The organism is Rhodococcus sp. C26F (genome assembly GCF_053345925.1).
The window spans coordinates 631281-655402 of sequence record NZ_JBKFBA010000001.1; the positions used below are offsets into that span (position 1 = coordinate 631281).

Consider the following 24122-nt stretch of genomic DNA (forward strand, 5'->3'; position numbering starts at 1 on the left):
GCGCATCCTCCCACCCGTGATCCGGGGACGAGTGCGCCTCCGCTCGGAGGAAACCACATGACCATCAGCATCACCCTGCCCCGGCGCTCCCGCGCCCAACTCGGCGCCGTCGACGTCCACCTCGCCCGGGACGGCCATCCCGTCCTGCGCGGCGTCGACCTCGCGGTCACGCCGGGGTCCCGGCTCGGCGTCGTCGGAGAGAACGGTCGCGGCAAATCCACGCTGCTGCACGTCCTCGCCGGTCGCCTCGAACCGGACTCGGGGACCGTGCGTCGGTTCGGCTCGTTCGGCATCGCCGAGCAGGAAATGACCGTCGCGCAGGGGCGCACCGTCGGCGATCTCGTCGACATCGAGCTGGCGCACGTCCGCGCCGCTCTGCGTGCGCTCGACGAGAGCACCGCAGCGCTCGCCGACGAGCGTCCGGGAGCCGCCGACGCGTACGCCGACGCCCTCGAGATCGCCGAGCAACTCGACGCGTGGGACGCCGACCGTCGCGTCGACACCGCCCTCGAAGCGCTCGGCGCCGTCACCGACCGTTCGCGACCGCTGGCGGAGATGTCGGTCGGGCAGCGCTACCGCGTGCGCCTGGCCGCACTGCTCGGCGCCGAACACGATTTCCTGCTGCTCGACGAGCCGACCAACCATCTCGACGCGTCGGGACTCGACTATCTCACCGAACGCCTGCAGCAGACCCGCAGCGGCGTGGTCCTCGTCAGCCACGACCGCGCCCTGCTGACCGACGTCGCCACGTCGATCCTCGACCTGAACCCGAGCCGTGACGGTCGTCCGCGCCTGTACGGCGGGGGATACGCCGGATTCCGGACGGGACGCGAGGCCGAATATGCCCGTTGGGTGAGCGAATACGCCCGCGAGCAGGCCGAGCGGGCCCGGTTGGAATCGGACCTCGAGTCCGCGCAGGATCGGCTCGTCACCGGCTGGCGGCCGGAGAAGGGCACCGGCAAGCACCAGCGTGCCACCCGTGCGCCGGCGCTCGTGCAGTCGGTGCACCGCCGTCAGGAAGCGCTGGATGACCACGCCGTGGCGGTACCGGTACCGCCGCTGCAGTTCTCCATGCCGGCGCTCGGCGCGGAGGCCGACGGGATCGACCCGGACACACCCTTGGTGCGCGTCGAGGACGTCATGGTGCGCGGCCGACTCGACCGTCCGGTCAATCTGGCCGTCCTCGCCGGTTCGCGGCTCGTCATCACCGGACCCAACGGCGCCGGCAAGTCGACGCTGCTCGCGGTCCTGGCCGGCGAGGTCGAACCGACGGCGGGAACCCGCGAGAGCGATCCCGTCGTACGGATCGGCCGGCTCGCCCAGGAGTCGCCGGCACCGTCGGCCGCGCAGGTGCAGCAGGTCTACGACGCGCATGTCGGCGAACTGATCGTCGCCGGCCTCGTCCCCGACCAGGGAGCCGTCGATCTCGACGAACTCGGACTGTTCACCGAACGCGACCTCGGCAAGCGGGTCCGCGACCTGTCGATGGGCCAGCAACGACGCCTCGACCTGGCGATGGTTCTCGCCGCGCGACCGCACGTGCTGCTGCTCGACGAGCCCACCAACCACCTGTCGATCACGTTGGTGGACGAACTGACCGACGCCCTGGGGGCGACCGACGCCGCGGTCGCGGTGGCCACCCACGACCGGCAGATGCGACGCGACATCGCCCACTGGCCGCATCTGGCGCTGGGGCTCGCCCCGAAGGAATGCACCCGGAAAGGACCGAAGACATGAACGCCCGGGTGCGTGCACTGGCACCCCTGCGGCACCGCGACTACCGCCTGCTGATCGGCGCCGTCGCGGCGGAGTTGTTCGCGGCCGGGATGTGGACGGTCGTCATGGTCTTCCAGGTGATCGCCATCCGCGACACCCCGACCGCCCTGTCGATGGTCGCGGCGTGCCTGAGCGCCGGACTGCTCGCGTTCGCGCTCGTGGGCGGGATCGCGGCCGACCGGTTACCGAAACGGGCCGTGCTGGTCGCGGTACAAGCGGTGAACCTCGTAACCGTTTCTCTCGTGACCGCGCTGGCGCTCTTCGACGCGATCGCGCTGTGGCACATGGCGGTTGCGTCGGCGGTGCTGGGTGCGGGTACGGCGTTCTTCTTCCCCACCTACACCGCGCTGGTGCCGAACGTGTTACCCGCGGAGGAACTCCTAGCCGCGAACGGGATGGAGGGCGCGCTGCGACCGACCCTCCAGCAGGGCGCCGGACCGGCCGTGGCCGGAATGGTGGTCGGGGCGTTCATCCCCGCGACGGGCGCGTTCGTCGTCGCCGCCTTCCACGCATGTGCGCTCGTCCTTTTGTTGTGCGTGCGCGTCCCCCGGGAACCGACGGAAGAGACCGAGTCGCACGAGAAGACGAGTGTGCTCGCCGATCTGAAGGAAGGTATCTCCTTCACGATCACCACACCGTGGCTGCTGTGGACCCTGATCGCCGCGTGTGTCATGACCTTCGTCGTCATGGGGCCGGTCGAGGTGTTGCTGCCGTTCATCACCCGCGAGTTGTTCGACAACGGGGAGCAGCGGTTCGGCACGATCCTCGCGGCGTTCGGTGTGGGCGGAGCCCTGGGCTCGTTGGCGGTGTCGTCGCGACCTCTGCCGCGTCGCTACCTGACCGTCATGCTGATGTGCTGGGGTGTAGGGACTCTGCCGCTGGCCGTCTTCGCCTTCACGACGTCGTTCACGGTCATGATCGTCGCGACGTTCGTCATCGGATTCGCCGACGCCGCGGGCATGGTCCTGTGGGGGACCCTGCTGCAGAGGCGCGTGCCGCTCGGCATGATCGGCCGGGTGGCGAGCCTGGACTTCTTCGTCTCGCTCGCCCTCATGCCGGTGTCGATCGCGGTGACGGGACCGCTGTCCACGGTGGTGCCGCGGTGGGTGTTGTTCACGGTGGCCGGCGTGGCACCGCTGGTGCTGATGCTGATCGCGCTCGTCGCCGGCCGGATGTTCGCGGACGNACACCGGCAACGAGCGCGTCGACATCGTGGTGGAACCGGCTCAGCGTGCCGAGTCGGTGGAGACGGCAGGCACCGGCTCGGACGAGGCGTCCGCCGAGCGTGCCGGGCGCAGTGCGAACAGTGCCACCGCGGCGAGCACGACTACGCCGGCCACTCCGAAGTAGAGCTGTTCGGGCGTCCATCCCGTGTCGAGGAGCACACCGGCCGCGGTCGGTGCGAGGATGGCGCCTGCTCGGCCGATGCCGATGGCAGAACCGACGCCGGTGGCCCGCACCTGCGGTCCGTAGAGGGACGGCGCGAGGGTGTACAGACCGGCGATGCACCCGTTGATGAGACCGCCGATCAGGATGCCGAGCGCGAACGCCAGCGTCAGGGTCGAGATCGACATGATGAAGACGGTCATGGTCGCGGCGGCGGCGATGGTGAAGGTGAGCAGGACCGATCGGGTGGCCCAGCGGCTGGCGAACACTCCGAAGAGCACCGAACCGACGGTGCCGCCGAGGGTGAGCATCATGCCCGCCGTGGCGCTCTGGTCCTTCGTGAGACCGGCGGTCTCCAGCAGCGACGGCGTCCACGAGTTGACGAAATAGAAGCCGAACATGGTGGCGAAGAAGGCCGCCCAGAGCAGGACTGTCGAGCGGGTGTTGCTACCGGAGAACAGATCCGAGATCCGTCCTGCCCGCGGTGCCACCTTGTCGGCGGAACGGGCGAGCGCCGGGACGGGGCTCTGGCCGATGCGTCGCGCGATGGTGTTGATCCGGTCGAGATCGCCTGTGCGTCCCCGGCTGGTGAGGAAGTCCAGGGATTCGGGCAGCAGGACGACGAGGAGGGCGAGTGCCAGGCCGGTGAGGACGGCGCCGGTGACGAAGACTGCACGCCAACCGTATTCGCTCTGCAGACCGACGGCGGCCATACCGCCGATCGTGGCACCCACACCGTATCCGGCGGTGTAGATGCTGATCGCCAGACCACGCCAGCGGGCCGACGAGTATTCGCTAGCGATGACGGTGGTGCAGGCGAGGACGCCGCCGATACCGAGTCCGGTGATGACCCGCCAGATGCCGAGTTCCCACGCCGATCCGGCGCTCGCGGACAGGCCCATGCCGGCGGTGGCGAGTGCGACCGACATCAGGATCAGGGGCCGTCGGCCGATCCGGTCGGCCATCGGGGCGAGAGCGAGAGCGCCGACGGCCATGCCGATCAGACCCGCGCTGAGCAGCACGCCGAGTTCCGATCCGCCGAGGCCGAAGTCGCTGCCGATGCTCTTGGCGGTGAACGCCAGGGCCATGACGTCGAATCCGTCGAGGATGTTCAGCACGACGCACAGGGCGACGACCATCCATTGGTAGGGATGCATCGGCGAGGCGTCGATGCGTGCGCGAAGATCCATCGTGTTTCCTCGTGGTGTGAAAATGCGCGGTGGTCAGGGAAGGTCGAGCGTGACGACACCCGTCGTCGATCGGGGCGATGCCGAATCGCGCACCACGCGTGACACGCAGGCGCACATCCGACGCGAGGAGCGCTTCTGCTCCTCGCTGAAGAAGACATCGCGGTGGTCGACGCGACCGTCGAGCGAGGCGACGGAGACCTCGCACAGGCCGCATTCGCCCTTGCGGCAGTCGAACATCATGTCGACGCCGACACGCCGGAGGGCGTCGAGCATCGATTCGTCGGAACCGACGGTGGTGGTGACGTCGAGTTCGGGCACGGTGACCGTGAACTCCTCGGCGTCGAACCATCCACTGTTGCCGAAGGTCTCGTAGCGGAGGTTCGGCATCGGCAGGTCGCGGTCGTGCCACCGGCGCCGCACGGCGTCCATCAGGCGGATCGGACCGCACATGTACAGCTCGGTGGTGTGATCGACGCCGTCGACGAGCGCGGCGACGTCCAATCCTGTTCCCTCGTCGTCGATGTGGATGTCGAGACGGTCGCTGTGGAGGGCTTCGAGTTCGGGCAGGAAGGCCATCGCGGAACGGCTGCGACCGACGTACACGAAGCGGTAGTCGGCACCGAGGCGGCGGAGCACGGCTCCCATCGCGCGGACGGCGGTGATGCCGATGCCGCCGGCGAGCAGGACGTAGCGCGGTGCGCCGACCCGCAGCGGGAAGTTCTGGAGCGGCTCGGTGATCTCGAGTTCGTCGCCGGGACGCAGCGAGTGCATGTACTCGGAGCCGCCGCGCGAGGTGGGGGAGCGGTGGACGCCGAGTGTGAGGCGACCGTCCGGACCACCCGCCGCGAGGGAGTACGAACGCGTGTCGCCAGAGGGGAGACGCACGTCGATGTGGGCGCCTGGTTCGACGCGGTGGGCGGTGTCGGCGGCGAGGGTGATCTCGGCGATCGAATCGGCGGCCCGCTCGACACTCACGACTCGGGCCCGCTGCCAACGGATCTGGTTGTTGCTCATGTCAGTGGGCTCCCTCGGGAACGGCGGTGGCCGAGGTGAGGTTCCGCTCCGCTTCGACCATGCGCTGGATCAGGCGTCGCACCCACATGCCGCCGGCGTCGATGTTGAGGTTGTAGAACTCGTGATCCGGGTTCGCCTCGATGGCCTTCTGCTGCGCGGTGAGCATCGCCTCGTCCTCACCGAACACGCCGTGCACGCCGTCGCGCAGCTGCGTGGTGATGAGCTGGCTGTCGAGGCGGTAGTTGCGCATGAACGCCCAGAAGTAGAGGGCGGTGCTCTCGTCGACGGGGGAGATGGTGTTCATGACGAAGCCGTTGACGCCCTGGCTGCGGTCGCCCTCGGGAGCACCGGTGCCGGCCTTGGCCACACCGACGTCGATGCGGATCGTGGACGGTGCCTGGAACTCGATGATCTGCCAGCGGTCGACCTTGCCCTCGAAGCCGGGGAACTTGTCGCGCATGTTCTTGAGCCAGAACGGCGGTGCGTCGATGTCGTGCATCCAGCGGGTGACCGTGACGGTGCGGTCGTCGTGGGTGACGACGAAGTCGGACTCGCTCAGTTCGTCCTGGCCGATGGACGACGAGTGCACGAACTCCTCGTGGGTGAGGTCCATGAGGTTGTCGAGGACGAGCTGGTAGTTGGCCTGCACGTCGATCGTGCGTCCGTCGCCCGCCCAGTCGGGGGAGTCCATCTGGAACATGTCCGGGATGAGATCGGGATCGGCCTGCGTCGGGTCACCCGGCCAGACCCACACGAAGCGGTGCCGCTCGACGACGGGATAGGACGCCACCATCGCGGACGGGTTGATCGTCTGCTGGGCGGGCATGTGTGTGCAGCGACCTGCGGAGTTGTACTGAAGACCGTGGTAGGGGCACTGGATGCCCTCGCTACCGATGAGCTTGCCCATCGACAGCGGCGCGAGGCGGTGCCAGCAGGCGTCGGCGAGGGCGACGGGACGGCCCTCCTCGGTGCGGTAGAGGGCCATCGGCTTGCCGGCGATGGTGCGGGCGAGGATCTCGCGGCGACCCACCTCGTGATCCCAGGCGACGACGTACCAGGCGTCGAGCGGGTAGGCCATGTTCTTCGCGGTCGCCCCGGTGGGGCCGAGATCGGTCATGTCGGATCCTCCGAACACTGAGGGTGAAATAACTATCTACATAGATAGTCGGTGAGCTGGAGCACACACTATCTATCGATATAGTTATTCGCAAGGGTGGAATACTCGCCCGAGGAAAGGTGGTGGTCCATGAGCCTGCGATACGCGCTGCTCGCGTTGCTCACCGCCGAGCCTCTGACCGGCTACGACGCGGCGAAACGGTTCGGTGGGTCGGTCGGGCACGTCTGGCATGCGCCCGACTCGCAGATCTACCCCGAACTACGCCGGATGGAGCGCGAGGGCCTCGTCGAGGGCGAACAGGTGCGCTGGGGTCCCAACAGCACCAAGACCCGGTACTCGATCACCGGGGAGGGCATCCGGGCCTTCCGCGAATGGATGTCCACCCCGCTGGACTACGCCCCGGTGCGCGACGCCGCCCACATGCGCGCGGCCTACTTCGAATGGACCGACCCGGACAGCGCTCGCGAGTGCCTGGAACGGCACATCGATCACTACACCGAACAGATCGCCCAGTGGACCACGGTGCGCGATGCGATCCTCGACCTCAGCAACGCGACCATCGCGCGACGCGTGCAGAAGTATCCGGCCGAGGACCACGAGCGGATCATCGCGTTCAAGGCGTTCGCGTACGACGGTCTCATCGGCCGGGGCGAGGCCGAGATCGCGTGGGCACGTCAGGGCCTCGAACTCCTCGACAAGCTGTCGCCGCGCAACTGAGGCGCCCCGGGACCGCAGCGACGCGCGAACTGGTCAGCGGAGCGCGGAATTGCACGCACCGATGACCGTTTCGCGCTCCGAGGTCTGCGATCGGATCACGGCGTGCTGTCCGTCGGCGGCACGATCGAATGGGCGAGCGCCCGCATGAGGAACTCGAGTTCGGGATTGGGCGTCGCGTTGCTCCGCACCACCCCGCACACCGGAACCTGCAGCCGGTGGTGGATCTCGCGCATGAACTTCAGCCCCTTGCGAGGTGTGTCGGCTGCGGTACCGGCATAGAGCACGGTCCACGCCCTCGGGTTGGTGAGCACCTCGAGAGTCGCGGTGTGGTCGCTCGCGATCGGAGGCCCGAGGCGCACGCGACGACCGACCTCGACGAAGGCATCCTCGACCACGCGGTGCAACAACACCTGGTTGCCGCGCGGCGGCAGCAGCAGCGGGTAGTGGGCGAGGTCGCCGAGATCGACGGTGGAGAACGCCGACAGCGGGTGCTCGCTCGACGTGACGATGACGAGCTCTTCGATGCCGAGACGGATCGCCTCGAGCCCCGGGCGGTCGACGTCGCCGCGGATGAGCGCGAGATCGGCATCCCCGGACGCGACGGCGTTGACGCGGTCGGTGAAGTCCTTGATGACGAACTCCACGTCGATCTTGGGGTGACGTTCGCGGACGCTGGAGATGGCGTCGAGGCTCTGCGACGCGAAGCTCATGTTCGCCGTGATGCGGATGCTCTCCCGCGGTTCGTGGCCCACTTCCAGGGCCTTCGCTTCGAGACTGAGCACCTCGGCGGCGATCGGCATCAGGCGTCGGCCGGCCGAGGTGAGCTTGACCGAACGGGTGGTGCGGTCGAACAGGGTGGTGCCCAGTTCGTGCTCGAGCTTCGCGATCTGATGGCTGATCGCCGACTGCGAGATGAAGCAGCGCTGGGCAGCACGGGAGAAGCTGCCCTCCTCGCCGACGGCGAAGAAGTAGCGCAACTGACGGAAATCCATGGCTCCTCCCGGGAACGTGCCATCCGAATTTATGAGCGAAACAGATAACAGTTTTTCGAATATCCCAGGTTAGTGGATAACAAGGGTCCTTCGTACCTACCTTGGGAGTCATACATCAACGGAGATGACAAGTACGTGGAGGTTTACGACAGCATGGACGATGCGGACACAGCGACCCTGGTCGATCGGACAGATGTAGTCATCGTGGGTTCCGGCTTCGGAGCATTGGCCACCGCCAAGAAGCTCGCCAAGGCCGGCACGCCCTTCGTTCTCATCTCGGAGACCACCGAGCATCTTTTCCAGCCTCTGCTCTACCAGGTTGCGACCGGTGTCCTCTCGCCCGGTGAGATCGCCCCCTCCGTGCGTGCGATCCTGGCCGAGTACCCCAACGCCGACGTCCGCCTGGGTCGCGTCGTCGACGTGCTCCCCGAGGAGAACACGGTCGTCTACGAGGCCGGCGGTCAGCGTCTCCGCCTCGGCTTCAAGTACCTCGTCGCCGCGACCGGCGCGCGCCAGGCGTACTTCGGACGCGACGAGTTCGCCGACCTGACGTACGCGCTGAAGACGGTCGAGGACGCCGAGAAGCTGCGTCGCCAGATCGTGCGGTGCTTCGAGGAAGCACACGTCACCACCGATGCGGAGCGTCGGAAGAATCTTCTCAGCTTCATCGTCGTGGGTGCCGGCCCGACGGGCGTCGAGCTCGCGGGACAGATCAAGGAACTCGCGCAGCGCTACTTTGCCGAGAACATCGGCAACATCCGCGCCGACGACGTCACCGTCACGCTCGTCGAGGGCGCCGACAAGGTGCTGCCCCCGTTCGGTGGCAAGCTCAGCGAGTACTCCGAGGAGTCGCTCGAGAAGAGCGGCGTCGACGTCGTCCTCGGGACGATGGTCACCGATATCGACGAGCACGGTGCCACGCTCACCACGCCCACGACCGAGCAGACCCGCCGCCTCACCGCGGAGACCATCATCTGGTCGGCCGGCATCCAGGCCAACGACTTCGCCGACGTGCTCGCCGAGCGCACCGGCTGCGAGACGGTCCGCGGCGGACGCCTGCTCGTCGACCCCGACTTCACCGTCGGCCGCAGCGACAACATCTTCGCCATCGGCGACATGGTCACCCTCGACAACCTGCCGGCGCAGTCGCCGTTCGCGATGCAGGGTGGCCGCCACGTCGCGAAGATGATCACCGGCAAGGTCGCGCTGGGCACCCCGTTCCAGTACAAGGACAAGGGCAGCATGGCGATCATCAACCGGTTCCGCGCCATCACGCGGGTCGGGAAGATCGAGCTCACCGGTTTCATCGCGTGGGTGCTGTGGCTCGCCGTCCACCTCGTCTACCTGGTGGGCTTCCGCAACCGGTACATCGCGGTCATGTCCTGGTGCGGTTCCTTCCTCGGACACCGTCGCCCGCACTTCTACTACGCGCAGGACACCGTCCCGGTGCCCGCCGCGGAGAAGAAGGAGCCGGCAGCGAAGGACGAGCCGGAGAGCGACAAGGAACCCGTGCGGACGTCCGCATAACTCCAGACCCCGAAAGGCCTCGACCACCCGGTCGGGGCCTTTCGTCGNGAACCGGGATCGACGCGGCGTGTTGCGGTAGCGAGCCCCGGTTCACCGCGCGAACTGCCGCTACCGGCGGGTGAAAGTCGGGGTGATTTCCGGGATGTCCCGCGAGCCAGAGCCGTTCGAGTGGTGTAGATCCGCCGACCTGCGGCTAGCGTGTGCAGCGCATCCCGAGGAGTGACCCATGAACGATGGCAGCGGCCCCCCCGTCGCGACGACACGCGTCGGCTGCGATGTCGTCACCGTCCGCGACATCGCGTCGAGCATCGACCGGTTCGGCGACCGCTACCTGCAGCGCGTGTTCACTCCGCGCGCGATGCTCATCTGCGGGATCGCCGGATACCGCGAGGATTCGCAGTACTCGCTCGGCCGCCACCTGCGCGACGCGCACGGTGCCGCCGTGATGGTCAACAACGACCGCATCATGAACAACTCGGCCCAGTTGTCGATCGCCTACCGGGGACGCTGTGACAAGTACAGCCATTACCAGCATCGCAACCGACGAGCTGTCCGAGCTCGAGCGCGCCCGCCTCGACTTCCAGCAGCAGTTGCTCGAGGCCGAACTGCTTGTGGAGACCGGTGTTCCGGGCCTCTACGGACGGTCGGGTGTCTTCGAGGACATCGTCGACGGCATCGACCGCGTGGTCGTCGCGGCGGGTCCGGGCCGGGCCGCGACGCGTCTGCGCTTCCCTCCGGTCTTCCCGCGGACGAGCTTCGAGCGCACCGACTACATTGCCTCGTTCCCGCACCTGACCGGAGCGGTGAACACCTTCGCGGGCAGCAACGCCGAGCACGCCGAACTGCTCGCCGCGCGGTCGCGGGGCGAGGCGTGGGATCCGTGGCTCGAACCCGCCGACACTGTGCTCGTCTCCGCCGCATGCCATCCCGCCTATTCGCGGTACACCGGCACCCTGCGCGAGGACGGCGAACTGCTCGACGTCCTCGGCTACTGCTTCCGGCACGAACCGGCCGTCGACCCCGCCCGCATGCAGGCCTTCCGGATGCACGAGTTCGTGCGTATCGGCACCGAGAACGACGCTGCGCAGCATCGTGATTCCTGGGTGCAGCGTGGATTCGAGGTGCTCGACTCGCTCGGTCTCGACGCGACCGCCGTGCCCGCCAACGACCCCTTCTTCGGACGGGCCGGACGCATGCTCGCCGTCAACCAGCGCACCGAGAACCTCAAGACCGAGCTGACCGTCCGGCTCTACGGCGACCTCGACGACGGCACCGCCGTGGTCTCGTGCAATTGCCACCGCGAGCACTTCGGCGAGACTTTCGAGATCCGCACCGCCGACGGCGAAGTCGCGCACAGCGCGTGTGTCGGATTCGGCATGGAGCGGATTGCCCTGGCGCTGTTGCGGACCCACGGACTCGACGTCGACCGCTGGCCCGCTGCGGTACACGACAGGATGTTCCCGTGAGCGATCGGCTCATCGACGTCCGCGTCGACGGGTACTCACCGCACTTCGTGCACGCTGCCGACCGGATCTGGACCGAGACCAACTGCTATGTCGACCTGTGGGTCGAGGTGCTGCATTCGCTCGGTCACGATCCGGTCCCTGCGGCCGCGTGCGCGTTCTCGGCCCGGTTCGACGGCGCACAGTGGACCTTCCTCAAGTTCCGTCCCGAGGATCTGTTGGCCCTGTACGGGATCGACGTCGCGGAGATGAACGTCTGGCGCCGCCCGGTGGATCACCTCGAGGACAACGCCGCCGCCGGTCTGTTGTCGACGATCGAGGTGGACGCCTTCTGGCTGCCCGACACCGAGGGCACCGGATACCGGGAGAGTCGTTCGAAGACGACGATCGTGCCCAACGTCATCGACCGCGACACCGAGACGCTCGAGTACTTCCACAACAGCGGCTATCACGTCCTCACCGGTGAGGACTTCCGCGGAGTGCTCGGCCTCGACGAGCCGGTGCCCACCTGGCCTCCCTACCTCGAACAGGTGCGCCTCGACGCGGCGCAACCGCAGTGCGGTCTCGATACGGCACAGCCACAGTGCGATGCCTTCGACTCGGTGGTGCTCCGGCACCTGCGCATGCGCGCCGGCTCGAATCCGGTGCGCGAACTCGGCAAGCGGGTGCTCACCGACATCGACCCGATCCGCACCGGTGGGATGGACGTCTTCCATCCGTGGACGTTCGGGGTGCTCCGCCAGTGCGGTGCCACCGCCGAACTCGCCGCGGACGTGAGCGTCTACATGGACGGTCGCGGATATCCCGGTGCGGCTGCCGCAGCCGACGGCTTCCGTGCAGTCGCCGAGGGCGCGAAGAGTGTGCAGTTCCGGATGGCGCGTGCGGCACGCGGCCGCAGCGTCGACCCCGGCGACCCCGGCGACCAGCTGACCGTGATGGCCGATGCCTGGGAGGACGCCATGGCGATCGTCGTCCGCGCCGCCGGGGTGCGGTGACGGGGTTCGACGCACATGGATCTCCTGCACGATGCGCGATGGCGTTGTCTCCGTGTCGCTCCCGGGGCGGTCGAGCATCCCGGTGACCTTCCGCAGGAGGGTTGTTGGTTGCCGGTCCGTATACCCGGGACGGCGGCCGGCGCGATTCGGGAGACCGACGGAGTCGTGGCGGCCCGGGCGTCGTCACCCGACAGCGACGACTGGTGGTTCGTCACCGACGTCGAGGTGTCCGGCGACGGACCGTGGCATCTGACCTTCGACGGGCCCGCGACCCTCGCGGAGGTGTGGGTAGACGGCACATGCGTCGCGACGTCGGAATCGATGTTCGTGCCGCTGACCGTCGTCCTCGACCACCTGCCGTCGACGACGCGGATCGCGATCCGGTGTGCTTCGCTCGAGGCTGCACTCCGCAAGCGTCGGCCGCGCGGACGGTGGCGCTCGTCGCTCGTGTCGGCTCAGGGATTGCGGTGGTTTCGCACCACGATGCTCGGGCGTGCCCCGGTCTACGTGGGAACTCCGGCACCGGTCGGACCGTGGCGTCCCGTGCGTCTCGTCGATTCCGGTGCACCCGTTGTGCTGGAACGCGGGATACGAACGAGTGTGCGCGGATCCGACGGGATCGTCGATGTCGACCTCGTGTTGGCCGGCGCTGCCGTCTCCGAGGTCGCTGTGGAGATCGGCGGGGCGACGGCGCACGCCCGCCCCGAATACGGACCCGACGGGACAGCGCGCGTGCGGATGCAGGTGACGCTCCCCGAGGTGAAGCGGTGGTGGCCGCACACCTACGGCGACCCGAACCTGTATGCGGCACACATCCTCTTGGACAAGCATCGGATAAAGCTGGGCACCATCGGTTTCCGATCGGTGGAGCAGATTTCGGGCGACGGATTCGGCCTGCGGATCCACGACGTCGACGTCTTCTGCCGCGGACTGGTGTGGACACCGACCGACCCGATCGCATTGAACGACCCGGCCGGAACCCGGCGCATCCTCGAACGCTGCGTGTCGGCGGGCGTGGACACGATCCGCATCCCCGGCACGATGGTCTACGAGGACGACGAGTTCTACTCGGCGTGTGCCGAACTGGGCATCATGGTGTGGCAGGACGTCATGCTCGCCACCACCGACCCACCCGACGACCCGCACTTCCGCTCGCTGCTCGAGGCCGAGGTCCGTGCGCTGGCGCGACGATGGGGCGGGAACCCGGCACCCGTCGTGATGTGCGGGGGCAGCGAGACCGAGCAGCAACCGGCCATGCTCGGCCTGACGGAGGCATCCATCCCGGCGCTCGACGACTGGTTGCCCGCGATCGTCGACCGCGAGCTACCGGGCACGGTGTGGGTGTCGTCGTCGCCGTCCGCACCCCCGGGTAGCGACGCACTGCCGATCGCGGTGGGTTCGGGTGTGGCGCACTACTTCGGTATCGGGGGTTACCGTCGTCCTCTCGGCGACGTGCGTGCTGCCGGCGTGCGCTTCGCCGCCGAATGCCTTGCGTTCTCGATTCCGCCCTCCGACACGGCGATCGAGGCCGAGTTCGGCAGTGTGAATGTTGCCGGTCACCATCCGCGGTGGAAGGCGGCTGTGCCGCGCGACAACGGCGCGTCGTGGGACTTCGAGGACGTACGAGACCACTATGTGCGCACGATCTTCGGGGTCGACCCCGCCGAGGTGCGGTGGGCCGACCCCGCGCGGTATCTCGCGCTCGGGCGGGCGGCGATCTGTGAAGCGTTCACCGAGGTGCTGCAGTACTGGCGACGGTCCGGATCAGGATGTCGCGGTGCCCTGGTCCTGTCCGCCCGCGACCTGCAGCCGGGCGCCGGATGGGGCGTATTCGACGCCGACGGGAACCCGAAGGCTCCGTGGTGGGTGCTGGCACGGGTGTTCGCGCCCGTCACCGTCCTCTCACCGACGACCGCCTCGACGGCCTGCGTGTGGACGCGATCAACGACACCGCCGATGTTCTCGACGTCACGCTGCAGTTGCAGGCCCACACCCCCTCGGGTGCGGTACCGGTGGACGTGTCCGTGCCGCTACGTCTCGACCCGCACGAGACCCGGGTGTTCTCGTGGGCATCGGTGACGGGCGGTTTCACCGATGTCAATTTTGCGTATCGATTCGGGCCGCGCACTTTCGACACGGCGACCGCTCGGCTGGTGGATTCCACCGGTGCGGTGCTGGCGGAGTCGGTGCATTTCGTGGGCGGTCCGGCACGGCCCGTCGAGCGCGGAATCGGTCTCGCGGCGACCGCTCGACCCGTCCCGGGCGGGTGGAGCGTGGAGGTGCGAACCGAGGGTGCGGCGCAGTACGTGCACTTCGACGTCACCGGCGGTGACCTGCAGGATTCCTGGTTCCATCTGCCTCCCGGAGGTTCTCGCACGCTCGCCGTGCGGGCCTGTGATCCGGCCGCGACGTTGAGCGGTCGGGTGGGGGCATCGAACTCGGCCACGAGCGCGCCCATCCGGGTGCTTCCCGCCTCCGACGTCCGCGAGGTCGACGGGTAGCTTCCCGGGACTCCCGGCTGGCCGGTGTGCGGCGCGCCGAAATCGACAGGTGCATATCGGGCATCGACGGGGTATATGTATCTCCCAAGGGGTCGCTCACCCGATTTGCACCTTCTGTACGGTGCCGGTGGCCACCTCTCCCCGCCTTCCGAGAGGAGATCGACATGGCGATCCGCTCCACGTCGCAGATGGGTGCCTCGCGCACCGCTTCGTCCACTCGCCGTCCTGCCCGGGTCGAGCAGGACGGACCGTCCTTCACCGAGGTCATCCACTCGCAGCTGTTCTCGAACTACCAGGTGCCTCGCGGACAGACACAGCGCAGCGCCTGATCGGGAGCGTCTCCGGCCCGACATCGTGCCTGTCGGGGTGCCCGCGTGCAGCGTTTAGGACACCTGCGCGCGCGGCACACTGTCGGCATGAGTGAAGCCACGACGAGTCAGAGCACCCGCATCGTTCTCGCATCGCGCCCGGAGGGGGCGCCCACCGCCGACAACTTCCGATTCGAGACGGTGGATCTGCCGGAGGTCGGCGACGGCCAGATCCTCCTGCGCGTCGTCTACCTGTCCCTCGACCCGTACATGCGCGGTCGGATGAGCACCGCGAAGTCGTATGCCGCGCACGTCGAACTCGGGGACGTGATGGTCGCCGGAACGGTGGGCCAGGTCGTCGAATCGCGGTACGAGGGTCTCGAGCCGGGCGACTACGTGCTGGCCGGAGCCGGCTGGCAGTCGCACGCCGTCCTCGACGGTTCCACCGTCCGCAAGCTCGATCCGCAGGCCGCACCGATCTCCACCGCGGTGGGCGTGCTCGGAATGCCCGGCTTCACAGCCTATTCCGGGCTCCTGAAGATCGGACAGCCGAAGGAGGGCGAGACCGTCGTCGTCGCTGCCGCCACCGGGCCGGTGGGATCGGCCGTCGGGCAGATCGCGAAGCTGAAGGGCGCCCGCGCGGTCGGTATCGCCGGCGGACCGGAGAAGTGCCGCGCACTGATCGAGGAGTTCGGTTTCGACGCGGCGATCGACCACCGCGACCCGAACTTCGCCGACAAGCTGGCGGAGGCCGTGCCCGACGGCATCGACGTGTACTTCGAGAACGTCGGCGGCCCCGTGCAGGAAGCGGTGTGGCCTTTGCTCAACACCTATGCGCGAATCCCGGTGTGCGGTCTGGTCGCGCAGTACAACGGTGCGGATCTGAACCGCAAGGACCGCCTTCCTGGACTGTTCAATTCGATTCTCACCAAGAGCCTCACGATCCGCGGCTTCATCCAGAGCGAGTTCGTGAAGGAGATGTACGGCGACTTCCTGCGTGAGGCCTCGGCATGGGTCCGCGACGGAAAGCTCGCGTACCGCGAGGACATCGTCGACGGACTCGAGAACGCCCCGGAGGCGTTCATCGGCATGCTCGAAGGAAAGAACTTCGGAAAGATGCTCGTGCGGGTCGCGCCGGAGTGACGGACACCGGTCCGCCCTCCGGCGCCGGCCGCGTCAGCGTCGGGGGATTCCGGTGGACCACAAGGCCCACAGGATGAGCACGGGCTGGAAGAACAAGCGGATCAGGCGCTTACGGTCGGTGTCGAGACCGAAGGCGCTGCGCTTGCCGAGATACTGGGCGATGTTGCCCGGGAAGACGGCGGCGAAGAACAGTGCGGCCAGACGGCCGACACGGACGCGGTCGCGGTTCGCCACGGCGAGTCCGGCGCCGAGCATGATCTCGACACCGCCGGATGCCATGACCACGCCGTCCTTGTCCATCGGCACCCAGTCGGGCACCTGGGCCTGGAAGTCCTTACGGGCCCAGAAGAGATGGCTCAGCCCGGCGAAGACGAGTGAGGCGGCCAGCAGATAACGCGCGAGGGTCCGGGCTCGTGTCGTAGGCGGAGCAGGGGCTTCGGTGGGTGGAGTTATCTGTACATCGCTCATGATCACGAGCGTACGGACTGTACGGTGCTCGCGACGGGGATCGCGTCGCGAGCACCGTAGGTCACATCAGACGATGCGTTCGAACGGCGTCGGTCGCCGTCATGCGATGCGCTCGAATACAGCGGCGAGCCCCTGGCCGCCGCCGATGCACATCGTCTCGAGTCCGTAGCGACCCTCCCGGCGGTCGAGTTCGCGCAGCAGGGTGGCGAGGATGCGTCCGCCGGTCGCGCCGACCGGGTGTCCGAGCGAGATGCCGGAGCCGTTGGGATTCAGGCGCGGGTCGTCGGCCTCGATGCCCCACGAGCGGGTGACCGCGAGGGCCTGCGCGGCGAACGCCTCGTTGAGTTCGATGACGTCCATGTCGGCGAGCGTCAGTCCGAGTCGGCCGAGGGCCTTCTCGCTGGCGGGGACCGGGCCGATGCCCATGGTGCGCGGCGGCACACCGGCCACCGCCCAGCTGGCGAGACGAGCGAGCGGACGCAGACCGAGCCTCGCCGCCTTCTCGGCGGTCGTGACGATCGCGAGGGCGGCACCGTCGTTCTGGCCGCTGGCGTTGCCGGCGGTGACGGTCGAGTCGGGATCGACCTTGCCGCGGATCGGGCGCAGCTTGGCGAGCGTCTCCATCGAAGTATCGGCGCGGGGGTGTTCGTCGGTGTCGACGACGAGCGGATCACCCTTGCGCTGCGGCACGGTGACGGGAACGATCTCCTGCGCGAACACGCCGTTCTTCTGCGCGGCGACGGCCCGCTGGTGCGACTGCACGGCCAGGGCGTCCTGGTCCTCACGGCTGATGGAGAACTCGGCGCGCAGGTTCTCGGCGGTCTCGATCATGCCGCCGGGCACGGGGAAGTCGCGACCACCGGCGGTGACGCGGGCACGGGCGAGACGATCGGACAGGGCGACGGCTTCACCCTTGACGCCCCAGCGCATACCGGTGGCGTAGAACTCGGCCTGGCTCATCGACTCGGCACCGCCGGCGAGGATCAGGTCGCTGGCGCCGGTCTGCACCTGCATGACGGCCTGCACGATCGCCTGCAGACCCGAGCCGCAGCGGCGGTCGACCTGCAGGCCCGGAACGTCCACGCCGAGACCGGCGTTGAGGGCGGCGACGCGGCCGAGGGCGGGGGCCTCACCGTTGGGGGAGGCCTGGCCGAGGAAGACGTCGTCGATGTCGGAACCGGTGATGCCGGTGCGGGCGACGAGTTCGCGGATGACGGTGGCCGCGAGATCCTCGGGTGCGATGTCCTTCAGGACACCGCCGAACCTGCCCACCGGGGTGCGCAGGGGTTCGCAGATCACTACGTCGGTCATGATGTACCTCGATCGGGGTTGTTCACTGGTGGGTCTGGGTGCGGGCGAGATCCGTGGAGATCGCACCGGCGGTGGCGAGCAGTGCCGGGACGAGCTCGTCGTGCACGGTCTCCATCCGGTAGCGGGCCGCGTGGGTCGACAGGTTCACCGACGCCACAACGGTTCCCGACGCGTCGCGGATGGGTGCGGCGAGCGAGCGCAGGCCCTCCTCGAGTTCCTGGTCGACGACGCAATATCCGTTGCGTCGAACCGTGGCGATCTCGACGCGCAGTTCCTCGGCGGTGGTGACGGTGTTGCCGGTGATGGGGGCGAACTCGGCGCGCGCGAGGTAGGCGTCGAGTTCGTCGTCGTTCAGGCCGGCGAGCAACACGCGTCCCATCGAGGTCGCGTAGGCAGGGAAGCGGGTACCGAGGGTGATGGTGACGGTCATGATGCGGCTGACGGGAACTCGCGCGACGTAGACGACGTCGGTGCCGTCGAGCACCGACACCGAGGTCGATTCCTTGACCTTCTCGGCGAGCGCCTCGAGATGCGGCCGGGCGACCTCGGGTAGCGTCAGCGCCGACAGGTAGCTGTAACCGAGTTCGAGCACCCGTGGGGTGAGCCAGAACTGGGATCCGTCGGTGCGGACGTAACCGAGTTCGATGAGCGTCAACAGGAATCGGCGCGCGGTGGCGCGGGTGAGGCCGGTCGCGCGGGCGACGTCGGAGAGCGACTGCCGCTGGGCGTGCGCGCCGAAGGCCTTGATGACCGACAGGCCACGCGCCAGCGACTGCACGTAGTCGGTTGACGCTCCGGGGTTTTCGCGAGCGACCTCGGGTGCGGTGACGTCGGGAGTGCTCACGAGCCCGCACCTCCCTCGGTGTCGGCGAGTGCCTGCTTGCCGAGCGCGAACGCCCGGTTGCTGTTGGGGACACCCGCGTAGACCGCGGTGTGCAGGAAGACCTCGACAAGGTCGTCGGGGTCGATCCCAGCGCGCAGGGCGGCACGGATGTGCATGTCGAGTTCGTGCTCGTTGCCGACCGCGGTGAGGATCGCGAGGGTCAGCAGCCGGCGGGTGCGGTGGTCCAGACCCGGGCGCGCCCAGATATCGCCCCATGCGGTGCGGGTGATGAAATCCTGGAACGGCCGGGTGAATTCGGTGGCCGACTCGATGGACCGGTCGACGTGTGCGTCACCGAGGACGGATCGACGCACCCGCAGGCCCTCCTCGAACACCGCGGTGCGGTGTGCGGCGGACGGCGTGGCACGCGACGAGATGTGTTCGCGGATCAGCTTCGTGACCCGTCCCGCCTGCTCCACGTTGGCGAGGTGTGCGCCGGGGGAGAGGACGTGGAAGGCCGAGTCGGCGATCCCGTCGGCGAGCTGCTGCATCGTCGACGGCGGGGTGGCCGGATCCTGCTCACCGGCGATCACCAGCGTGGGCGCGACGATCCGGGCCAGGTCGGGACGGCCGTCCCAGGTCGCCAGTGCCTCGCAGCACGCGGCGTAACCCTCGTCGGTGGTGCCCTTCACCATCTCGACGTGGCGGGCGACGAGCTCCGGATCGTGTTCGGCCAGTTCGGGAGTGAACCACCGCGAGACGATCGAATCGGCGATCGAGGCGAGCCCGTCGCTGCGGACCGATGCGGCCCGGTCGTACCAGGGCTGGGCGGGCTGGAAGGCCGGTGAGGTGCACAGCAACGTCAGCGTGCGCACGCGCTCGGGGTGGTGCGCCGCGAGCCACTGTCCGACGGCACCGCCGAGCGACAGGCCGACGTAGTGCACGGCGTCGAGTCCGAGCGAGTCGAGCAGTGCGACGACGTCGCCGGCGAGTTCCCCGATCGTGTAGGGCCCGGACGGCGCGGGCGATGCACCGTGCCCACGATGGTCGGCCGCGACGACGTTCCAGTCGGTCGCCAGGGCATGGATCTGCGGTGCCCACATCGACAGGTCCGAACCGAGCGAACCGAGGAACAGGACGGTCGGCTTCGTGGGGTCGCCGTACTGTTCGTAGTTGAGCGTGACGGTCATCGGGCATCTCCTGTGGTTCGGTTCGTGCTGTCGTGACGGGCGAGAACGCGGTCGACGATGTCGGCGGCATGGCCGAGATAGCGCGTGGGATCCAGAAGTTCGCGCACGTCCTGCGGGTCGAGATGTGCGGTGATGGCGGGATCCTCGTCGAGCGACCTGCCGGCGACCGCCGCATCGGTGACGATCGAGCGTGCGTCGTCGGTGTGTTCGGCGAGTGCGGCCGTGACCTTCTCGGCGAGGATCGCCCCTCCGGTGAGCGCGAGATTGCGGTCGAGCGCGTCGGTGTGGACGTGCAGGCCGTTCAGGCTCGTCGAGAGCTGGTGCGCGGCACCGCCGGTGAGGCGCAGGATGTCGGCGAGCGTCTCCCATTCGGCGTGCCAGGCGCCGGCGGCGCGCTGGAACTCGTGGTCGGTCGACGACAGGATCGTCGAGACGAGACCGGGAACGCGCCGGGCGGCAGCACGAGCGGTGATCGCCGCGACGGGATTGCGCTTGTGCGGCATGGCCGACGACCCGCCGGGCGCATCCTCCCTCACCTCACCGAACTCGGTGCTCGCCATGAGTACGACGTCGGTGGCGGGCTTCGCGACCGCACCTGCGGCGACACCGAGTGCGCCCGCGAGGGTCGTGATAGGGGTGCGGGCGGTATGCCACGGGGCGACGGGACGCGCGAGTCCGAGCAGGTCGGCGACGGTGTCGGCGAACGCGAAGCCGTCGGGATGGACGGCGGCGAGCGTGCCGGCGGCTCCGCCGTACTGGGCGGGCACGGCGCTCAGGACGCGGTCGAGTTCGGTGACGGCGTCGTCGAGGGACAGGAGCCAGCCGGCCGCGAGTGCGCCGAAGGTGGTGGGCAGAGCCTGCTGGCCCAGCGTGCGCGCGACCATCGGCGTCTCGCGATGGGTGGCAGCGAGACGGGCTGCGCCGTCGGCTGCGGAGCGCAGGTTCGCCAGGGCGATCCCTCCTGCGCGGCGGGCGAGCAGCATCAGCGCGGTGTCGAGCACGTCCTGGCTGGTCGCGCCGACGTGCACGGCGCGCGCAGGGGCGTCGGCGCGCTCGCGTAGCAGGGAGACCAGGGGGATGACGGCGTTGCCGCCCGCCGCGGACCGTCGACCGAGGTCGGCGGGATCGAGTTCCTCGACGAGGGAAGCCGCGGCTGTCGCGACGGCGTCGGCGTGGGTGTTCTCGACGCGGCCGAGTGCGGCGGCCGCGCGGGTCAGCGCGACTTCCACGTCGAGCAGGGCACCGATCCACGCGCGATCCGACAGGGCGACGCCGAGTTCGTCCGCGCCGAAGACGGGATCGAACAGCGGGCCCCGGTATCCGGCGTCAGGGGATGAGGGAGACACGGACCTCCGATCCGAAACGTTCGCTATGTGGACGGATGGACGCTATGCGAACAGGCTAGTGCGGCCGTTCTGCGCTCGCAACGATCCTACGCGGATTTGTTCGCATTGCGGACGGGAGTTCACATGACGTACACCTGAGGGTATCGTGGCACACATGGACAAAGTCGTTGCCTCCGCCGCCGAGGCCGTAGCCGACATCCCCGACGGCGTCACGATCGCCGTCGGAGGGTTCGGCCTGGTCGGCATCCCCGAGATCCTCATCAACGCGTTGCTCGAACAGGGCGCCACCGACCTCGAGACCGTCAGCAACAACTGCGGTACCGACGGCTTCGGGCTGGGTCTGCTGCTCGAGAAGGGCCGCATCCGCCGCACCATCTCGTCGTACGTCGGCTCCAACAAGGAGTTCGCGCGCCAGTACCTCGCCGGTGAACTCGAAGTCGAGCTCACTCCGCAGGGCACGCTCGCCGAGCGCCTGCGCGCCGGTGGTGCGGGTATCCCCGCCTTCTTCACCCCGGCAGGCGTCGGCACGGCCGTCGAGGAAGGCGGACTCCCGCTGCGCTACGACGGTCACGGCGGCATCGCCCTCGCGTCGCAGCCGAAGGAGACCCGGGAGTTCGACGGCGAGACCTACGTGCTCGAACGCGGCATCGTCGCCGACTACGCGCTCGTGCACGCCTGGAAGGGCGACCGCCACGGCAACCTCGTCTACCGCGCGAGCGCCCGCAACTTCAACCCGCCGGCCGCCGCCTCGGGTCGCATCACGATCGCGCAGGTCGAGCACCTCGTCGAACCCGGCGAACTCGACCCCAACGAAATCCACACGCCCGGCATCCACGTGCAGCGTGTCGTACACGTCGGCCCCGTCGAGGTCGGCATCGAGAACCGGACGGTGCGCTCATGACACAGGCAACGAAGAAGGGGCTGACCCGCGAGGAGATGGCGGCACGCGTCGCCAAGGAACTCGAGGACGGCCAGTACGTCAACCTCGGAATCGGCATGCCTACCCTCGTGCCGAACTACCTCGAGCCCGGCGTCGAGGTCATCCTGCACTCGGAGAACGGTGTGCTCGGCGTCGGCCCGTACCCGACCGAGGACGAACTCGACCCCGAGCTCATCAACGCCGGTAAGGAGACGATCACCGCGATCCCCGGTGCGTCGTACTTCGACTCGGCGCAGTCGTTCGGCATGATCCGTGGCGGCCAGATCGACGTCGCGGTCCTCGGCGCGATGCAGGTCTCCGCCAAGGGCGACATCGCCAACTGGATGGTGCCCGGCGCGATGGTCAAGGGCATGGGCGGCGCGATGGACCTCGTCCACGGCGCCAAGCGCGTCATCGTGATGATGGATCACGTCACCAAGAAGGGTGACCCGAAGATCCTCGAGGAGTGCGCGCTGCCGCTCACCGGTCGTGGATGCGTGCAGCGCATCATCACCGACCTCGCGGTCATCGACGTGACCGACGAGGGACTGAAGCTCGTCGAGACGGCGCCCGGTGTGACCACCGAGGACGTCGTCGCTGCGACGGCGGCGAAGCTGATCGTCTGATCCGACAGTGACAGGGCCGGGCNNNNGCCCCTTGTCTTTCGGTCGTAGCCGTCTTTCGGTCGTAGCCGTCTTTCAGTCGTAGTCGTCGTTGTCGGCCGTGAGCTCCGGGGCGTCGGGGTCCGGTTCCTCCCCGCCCACCTCCGGGATCAGTTCGTAGCGGTGCCCGAACGACTCGGCGAGCGCCTGCAGGATCGCCACCACCGGCACGGACACCAGCGCCCCCACCGGGCCGAACAGCGTGGCGCCGACGATCACCGAACCGAACGCCACCGCCGGGTGGATCGACACCGTGCGGGCCGTGATGCGCGGGTGCAGCACATAGTTCTCGACCTGCTGGTAGACCGTGCCGAAGGCGATCACCCACACGCCGTCGAGCGGATGCTGCACCGCGGCGATGAGCGCGGGGAGCCCGATCGCCAGATAGGTGCCGAGGGTCGGGATGAACTGCGAGACCACCCCGGTCCAGATCGCGAGGGGCAGCCAGTACGGAACTCCGATGATCAGGAAGAAGATTCCGGTGAAGATCGAGGCCGCGGCGGCGAGGATCAACCGGGAGACGACGTAGCCGCCGGCCTTCTCCACCGAGGTCTCCCACACGTTCGCGATCAGCTGCTGCTGACGGGCCGGGAACCAGCTCGCGATCGTCCGGCGCATCTTCGGCCCTTCGGCCGACATGTAGAAGACGAACAGCAGCATCGTCAGGATCTGGAACAGGGCACCGACCAGAGTGCTGAGGACGCCGAGGACACCGGGTGTGAACCGTTGCGCGAGATCACGAACCGTGTCGGGCGTGATCTTGAACAGCTCGTCCCCGGTCTTGAAGTTCGTGTCGAAGGTGCGGTTCGCCCAGTCGGTGAGGCGCGTGAGCGCGTCCGGCAGTGTGGTGAGCAACTGGGCGATCTGCTCGAACAGGAGCGTGCCGAACACAGCGAAGAACCCGATGGTGAGCAGGATCAGGGAGAACAACACGAGGCCGGTCCCGGCGCCGCGACGCATCCCGAACCGCTCGAGGCGGTCGACGATCGGTTCGATGGTGATGCTGAACAACCACGCCAGGAACAACAGGCCGAGGAAGCCCTTCAGGTTGTGGAAGAGCCAGCCCGACATCTGATAGAAGGCGACGGCCAGCAGTACACCGACGATCGTCGGCCGGAGCCAGCGGGGAGTTCGTGGACGATCGGCGACGGTTGCACGCTTGGCCATCACACCCTCCGCTCTGCAGAGACTCTGTGGCGAAATGTACTCGGTGAGCGCTGTCGGGGGAGCGGTACCGGGACGGAGCGGCAGACACAAAAGAACCGGCCCGGACT

General features: G+C 68.3%; 21 protein-coding genes and 2 pseudogenes. 13 read left to right on the plus strand and 10 right to left on the minus strand.

Annotated elements, in window-relative coordinates; translation table 11 throughout:
• The first annotated feature begins 57 nt into the window (after positions 1 to 57).
• Together ACLBYD_RS02995 and ACLBYD_RS03000 are read left to right on the plus strand one after the other, a co-directional pair.
• Complete coding sequence (locus ACLBYD_RS02995) at positions 58 to 1737, plus strand: ABC-F family ATP-binding cassette domain-containing protein (protein ID WP_447815321.1); 1680 nt, start codon at positions 58 to 60, stop codon at positions 1735 to 1737.
• Positions 1734 to 2960, plus strand: a pseudogene (locus tag ACLBYD_RS03000) (MFS transporter); the annotation flags it as partial. The gene ACLBYD_RS02995 and the pseudogene ACLBYD_RS03000, both read left to right, overlap by 4 nt.
• Positions 2961 to 3002: 42 nt before the next feature.
• On the opposite strand, the gene ACLBYD_RS03005 reads toward ACLBYD_RS03000, so the two are convergent.
• The 3 genes from ACLBYD_RS03005 to ACLBYD_RS03015 are packed head-to-tail and all read right to left on the minus strand — an operon-like array spanning position 3003 to position 6483.
• A complete protein-coding gene (locus tag ACLBYD_RS03005; RefSeq protein WP_447815322.1) occupies positions 3003 to 4352 on the minus strand; it encodes an MFS transporter in 1350 nt (449 codons plus the stop codon).
• Positions 4353 to 4385: 33 nt separating this feature from the next.
• Positions 4386 to 5366, minus strand: a complete 981-nt coding sequence (locus tag ACLBYD_RS03010) for a PDR/VanB family oxidoreductase (protein ID WP_447815323.1) — start codon at positions 5364 to 5366, stop codon at positions 4386 to 4388.
• Position 5367: 1 nt separating this feature from the next.
• A complete protein-coding gene (locus tag ACLBYD_RS03015; protein WP_064256510.1) occupies positions 5368 to 6483 on the minus strand; it encodes an aromatic ring-hydroxylating dioxygenase subunit alpha in 1116 nt (371 codons plus the stop codon).
• Positions 6484 to 6612: 129 nt separating this feature from the next.
• Here ACLBYD_RS03015 and ACLBYD_RS03020 point away from each other — a divergent pair, with 129 nt between their 5' ends.
• Positions 6613 to 7200 carry a PadR family transcriptional regulator gene (locus tag ACLBYD_RS03020; protein ID WP_447815324.1) on the plus strand — a complete coding sequence of 196 codons (588 nt, stop codon included), beginning with the start codon at positions 6613 to 6615 and terminating at the stop codon, positions 7198 to 7200.
• A 95-nt stretch (positions 7201 to 7295) separates the two neighbouring features.
• Here the strand turns inward: ACLBYD_RS03020 and ACLBYD_RS03025 are convergent, their stop codons facing one another.
• Positions 7296 to 8192 carry a LysR family transcriptional regulator gene (locus tag ACLBYD_RS03025; RefSeq protein ID WP_423657909.1) on the minus strand — a complete coding sequence of 299 codons (897 nt, stop codon included), beginning with the start codon at positions 8190 to 8192 and terminating at the stop codon, positions 7296 to 7298.
• A 153-nt stretch (positions 8193 to 8345) separates the two neighbouring features.
• Between ACLBYD_RS03025 and ACLBYD_RS03030 the strand changes: the two genes are divergently transcribed.
• The 8 genes and pseudogenes from ACLBYD_RS03030 to ACLBYD_RS03065 all read left to right on the plus strand — a co-directional run bounded on the left by ACLBYD_RS03030 (position 8346) and on the right by ACLBYD_RS03065 (position 16129).
• Positions 8346 to 9719, plus strand: a complete 1374-nt coding sequence (locus ACLBYD_RS03030) for an NAD(P)/FAD-dependent oxidoreductase (RefSeq protein WP_447815325.1) — start codon at positions 8346 to 8348, stop codon at positions 9717 to 9719.
• A gap of 352 nt (positions 9720 to 10071) precedes the next feature.
• Positions 10072 to 10224 (plus strand): annotated as a pseudogene (locus ACLBYD_RS03035) (acyl-CoA dehydrogenase family protein); the annotation flags it as partial.
• A 4-nt stretch (positions 10225 to 10228) separates the two neighbouring features.
• Positions 10229 to 11185, plus strand: coding sequence for an amino acid--[acyl-carrier-protein] ligase (locus ACLBYD_RS03040; protein ID WP_447815327.1), 957 nt, complete (start codon positions 10229 to 10231; stop codon positions 11183 to 11185).
• Complete coding sequence (locus tag ACLBYD_RS03045) at positions 11182 to 12177, plus strand: DUF1839 family protein (protein ID WP_447815328.1); 996 nt, start codon at positions 11182 to 11184, stop codon at positions 12175 to 12177. The genes ACLBYD_RS03040 and ACLBYD_RS03045 overlap by 4 nt, the downstream gene beginning before the upstream one ends.
• Positions 12178 to 12285: 108 nt before the next feature.
• Positions 12286 to 14256, plus strand: coding sequence for a glycosyl hydrolase 2 galactose-binding domain-containing protein (locus tag ACLBYD_RS03050; protein WP_447815329.1), 1971 nt, complete (start codon positions 12286 to 12288; stop codon positions 14254 to 14256).
• A gap of 74 nt (positions 14257 to 14330) precedes the next feature.
• A complete protein-coding gene (locus ACLBYD_RS03055) occupies positions 14331 to 14678 on the plus strand; it encodes a glycoside hydrolase family 2 protein (RefSeq protein ID WP_447815330.1) in 348 nt (115 codons plus the stop codon).
• Positions 14679 to 14842: 164 nt separating this feature from the next.
• Positions 14843 to 15007: a hypothetical protein gene (locus ACLBYD_RS03060; RefSeq protein ID WP_447815331.1), complete on the plus strand. Its 165-nt coding sequence runs from the start codon at positions 14843 to 14845 to the stop codon at positions 15005 to 15007.
• Between the two features lie 87 nt (positions 15008 to 15094).
• Entirely contained in the window at positions 15095 to 16129 is a 1035-nt protein-coding gene (locus tag ACLBYD_RS03065) for an NADP-dependent oxidoreductase (protein WP_447815332.1), read from the plus strand.
• Between the two features lie 33 nt (positions 16130 to 16162).
• Here the strand turns inward: ACLBYD_RS03065 and ACLBYD_RS03070 are convergent, their stop codons facing one another.
• The 5 genes from ACLBYD_RS03070 to pcaB all read right to left on the minus strand — a co-directional run bounded on the left by ACLBYD_RS03070 (position 16163) and on the right by pcaB (position 21267).
• On the minus strand, positions 16163 to 16597 hold the full coding sequence (locus ACLBYD_RS03070) for a DoxX family protein (RefSeq protein WP_174246971.1): 435 nt from the start codon (positions 16595 to 16597) through the stop codon (positions 16163 to 16165).
• A gap of 99 nt (positions 16598 to 16696) precedes the next feature.
• The gene (locus tag ACLBYD_RS03075; RefSeq protein WP_447815334.1) at positions 16697 to 17908 is read right to left on the minus strand and encodes an acetyl-CoA C-acetyltransferase; all 1212 of its coding nucleotides are present in this window, start codon (positions 17906 to 17908) and stop codon (positions 16697 to 16699) included.
• Positions 17909 to 17930: 22 nt separating this feature from the next.
• A complete protein-coding gene (locus ACLBYD_RS03080; RefSeq protein WP_447815335.1) occupies positions 17931 to 18752 on the minus strand; it encodes an IclR family transcriptional regulator domain-containing protein in 822 nt (273 codons plus the stop codon).
• Positions 18749 to 19921: a bifunctional 3-oxoadipate enol-lactonase/4-carboxymuconolactone decarboxylase PcaDC gene (gene pcaDC, locus ACLBYD_RS03085; RefSeq protein ID WP_447815336.1), complete on the minus strand. Its 1173-nt coding sequence runs from the start codon at positions 19919 to 19921 to the stop codon at positions 18749 to 18751. Before pcaDC ends, ACLBYD_RS03080 begins: the two co-directional genes overlap by 4 nt.
• A complete protein-coding gene (pcaB, locus tag ACLBYD_RS03090; protein WP_447815337.1) occupies positions 19918 to 21267 on the minus strand; it encodes a 3-carboxy-cis,cis-muconate cycloisomerase in 1350 nt (449 codons plus the stop codon). Before pcaB ends, pcaDC begins: the two co-directional genes overlap by 4 nt.
• Before the next feature lie 154 nt (positions 21268 to 21421).
• Between pcaB and ACLBYD_RS03095 the strand changes: the two genes are divergently transcribed.
• Both ACLBYD_RS03095 and ACLBYD_RS03100 read left to right on the plus strand, forming a co-directional pair.
• Complete coding sequence (locus ACLBYD_RS03095; RefSeq protein WP_016695872.1) at positions 21422 to 22168, plus strand: CoA transferase subunit A; 747 nt, start codon at positions 21422 to 21424, stop codon at positions 22166 to 22168.
• The gene (locus tag ACLBYD_RS03100) at positions 22165 to 22812 is read left to right on the plus strand and encodes a CoA transferase subunit B (RefSeq protein WP_059382709.1); all 648 of its coding nucleotides are present in this window, start codon (positions 22165 to 22167) and stop codon (positions 22810 to 22812) included. The genes ACLBYD_RS03095 and ACLBYD_RS03100 overlap by 4 nt, the downstream gene beginning before the upstream one ends.
• Before the next feature lie 72 nt (positions 22813 to 22884).
• On the opposite strand, the gene ACLBYD_RS03105 is transcribed toward ACLBYD_RS03100, so the two are convergent.
• Positions 22885 to 24015 (minus strand): AI-2E family transporter, encoded by a 1131-nt coding sequence (locus ACLBYD_RS03105; RefSeq protein ID WP_447815338.1) that lies wholly within the window; start codon positions 24013 to 24015, stop codon positions 22885 to 22887.
• Positions 24016 to 24122: the final 107 nt, after the last annotated feature.